This window comes from Bacillus sp. V26, from assembly GCF_034296245.1.
Lineage (GTDB): Bacteria > Bacillota > Bacilli > Bacillales > Bacillaceae > Bacillus > Bacillus halotolerans.
In genome coordinates, this window is the sequence record NZ_JAXKQF010000013.1 from 1 (window position 1) to 3,008 (window position 3,008).

Consider the following 3,008-nt stretch of genomic DNA (forward strand, 5'->3'; position numbering starts at 1 on the left):
GGTTAAGTCCTCGATCGATTAGTATCTGTCAGCTCCATGTGTCGCCACACTTCCACCTCAGACCTATCAACCTGATCATCTTTCAGGGATCTTACTTCCTTGCGGAATGGGAAATCTCATCTTGAGGGGGGCTTCATGCTTAGATGCTTTCAGCACTTATCCCGTCCGCACATAGCTACCCAGCGATGCCCTTGGCAGAACAACTGGTACACCAGCGGTGCGTCCATCCCGGTCCTCTCGTACTAAGGACAGCTCCTCTCAAATTTCCTGCGCCCGCGACGGATAGGGACCGAACTGTCTCACGACGTTCTGAACCCAGCTCGCGTACCGCTTTAATGGGCGAACAGCCCAACCCTTGGGACCGACTACAGCCCCAGGATGCGATGAGCCGACATCGAGGTGCCAAACCTCCCCGTCGATGTGGACTCTTGGGGGAGATAAGCCTGTTATCCCCGGGGTAGCTTTTATCCGTTGAGCGATGGCCCTTCCATGCGGAACCACCGGATCACTAAGCCCGACTTTCGTCCCTGCTCGACTTGTAGGTCTCGCAGTCAAGCTCCCTTGTGCCTTTACACTCTGCGAATGATTTCCAACCATTCTGAGGGAACCTTTGGGCGCCTCCGTTACCTTTTAGGAGGCGACCGCCCCAGTCAAACTGCCCACCTGACACTGTCTCCCCGCCCGATAAGGGCGGCGGGTTAGAAGGTCAATACAGCCAGGGTAGTATCCCACCGATGCCTCCACCGAAGCTGGCGCTCCGGTTTCCAAGGCTCCTACCTATCCTGTACAAGCTGTACCAACATTCAATATCAGGCTGCAGTAAAGCTCCACGGGGTCTTTCCGTCCTGTCGCGGGTAACCTGCATCTTCACAGGTACTATAATTTCACCGAGTCTCTCGTTGAGACAGTGCCCAGATCGTTGCGCCTTTCGTGCGGGTCGGAACTTACCCGACAAGGAATTTCGCTACCTTAGGACCGTTATAGTTACGGCCGCCGTTTACTGGGGCTTCAATTCGCACCTTCGCTTACGCTAAGCGCTCCTCTTAACCTTCCAGCACCGGGCAGGCGTCAGCCCCTATACTTCGCCTTACGGCTTCGCAGAGACCTGTGTTTTTGCTAAACAGTCGCCTGGGCCTATTCACTGCGGCTCTCTCGGGCTTGCACCCTAACAGAGCACCCCTTCTCCCGAAGTTACGGGGTCATTTTGCCGAGTTCCTTAACGAGAGTTCTCTCGATCACCTTAGGATTCTCTCCTCGCCTACCTGTGTCGGTTTGCGGTACGGGCACCTCTCACCTCGCTAGAGGCTTTTCTTGGCAGTGTGGAATCAGGAACTTCGCTACTATATTTCGCTCGCCATCACAGCTCAGCCTTATGGGAAACGGATTTGCCTATTTCCCAGCCTAACTGCTTGGACGCGGATATCCAATACCGCGCTTACCCTATCCTCCTGCGTCCCCCCATTGCTCAAATGGTGAGGAGGTGGTACAGGAATATCAACCTGTTGTCCATCGCCTACGCCTTTCGGCCTCGGCTTAGGTCCCGACTAACCCTGAGCGGACGAGCCTTCCTCAGGAAACCTTAGGCATTCGGTGGAGGGGATTCTCACCCCTCTTTCGCTACTCATACCGGCATTCTCACTTCTAAGCGCTCCACCAGTCCTTCCGGTCTGGCTTCACAGCCCTTAGAACGCTCTCCTACCACTGTTCGAAGAACAGTCCGCAGCTTCGGTGATACGTTTAGCCCCGGTACATTTTCGGCGCAGAGTCACTCGACCAGTGAGCTATTACGCACTCTTTAAATGGTGGCTGCTTCTAAGCCAACATCCTGGTTGTCTAAGCAACTCCACATCCTTTTCCACTTAACGTATACTTTGGGACCTTAGCTGGCGGTCTGGGCTGTTTCCCTTTCGACTACGGATCTTATCACTCGCAGTCTGACTCCCAAGGATAAGTCATTGGCATTCGGAGTTTGACTGAATTCGGTAACCCGGTAGGGGCCCCTAGTCCAATCAGTGCTCTACCTCCAAGACTCTTACCTTGAGGCTAGCCCTAAAGCTATTTCGGAGAGAACCAGCTATCTCCAGGTTCGATTGGCATTTCACCCCTACCCACACCTCATCCCCGCACTTTTCAACGTGCGTGGGTTCGGGCCTCCATTCAGTGTTACCTGAACTTCACCCTGGACATGGGTAGATCACCTGGTTTCGGGTCTACGACCACGTACTCATGCGCCCTATTCAGACTCGCTTTCGCTGCGGCTCCGCATCTTCTGCTTAACCTTGCACGGGATCGTAACTCGCCGGTTCATTCTACAAAAGGCACGCCATCACCCGTTAACGGGCTCTGACTACTTGTAGGCACACGGTTTCAGGATCTCTTTCACTCCCCTTCCGGGGTGCTTTTCACCTTTCCCTCACGGTACTGGTTCACTATCGGTCACTAGGGAGTATTTAGCCTTGGGAGATGGTCCTCCCGGATTCCGACGGAATTTCACGTGTTCCGCCGTACTCAGGATCCACTCTGGAGAGAACGAAGTTTTGACTACAGGGCTGTTACCTCCTATGGCGGGCCTTTCCAGACCTCTTCATCTACCTCGTTCCTTTGTAACTCCGTATAGAGTGTCCTACAACCCCAAGAGGCAAGCCTCTTGGTTTGGGCTAATCCCGTTTCGCTCGCCGCTACTCAGGGAATCGCATTTGCTTTCTCTTCCTCCGGGTACTTAGATGTTTCAGTTCCCCGGGTCTGCCTTCTCATATCCTATGAATTCAGATATGGATACCACTCCATTACGAGTGGTGGGTTTCCCCATTCGGAAATCTCCGGATCAAAGCTTGCTTACAGCTCCCCGAAGCATATCGGTGTTCGTCCCGTCCTTCATCGGCTCCTAGTGCCAAGGCATCCACCGTGCGCCCTTTCTAACTTAACCGTTAAAAAGAATCACTATGTGATATCTTGTGTTACTAATTGAATGTGATGTCTACTGTTATCTAGTTTTCAAAGAACACGTT

Annotated in this window: 1 rRNA gene; it reads right to left on the bottom strand. The window is 53.2% G+C overall.

Annotation, left to right across the window (positions count from 1 at the left end):
* Window positions 1-2,926 (bottom strand): 23S ribosomal RNA (locus UJ203_RS20700); the annotation flags it as partial.
* Window positions 2,927-3,008 lie beyond the last annotated feature (82 nt).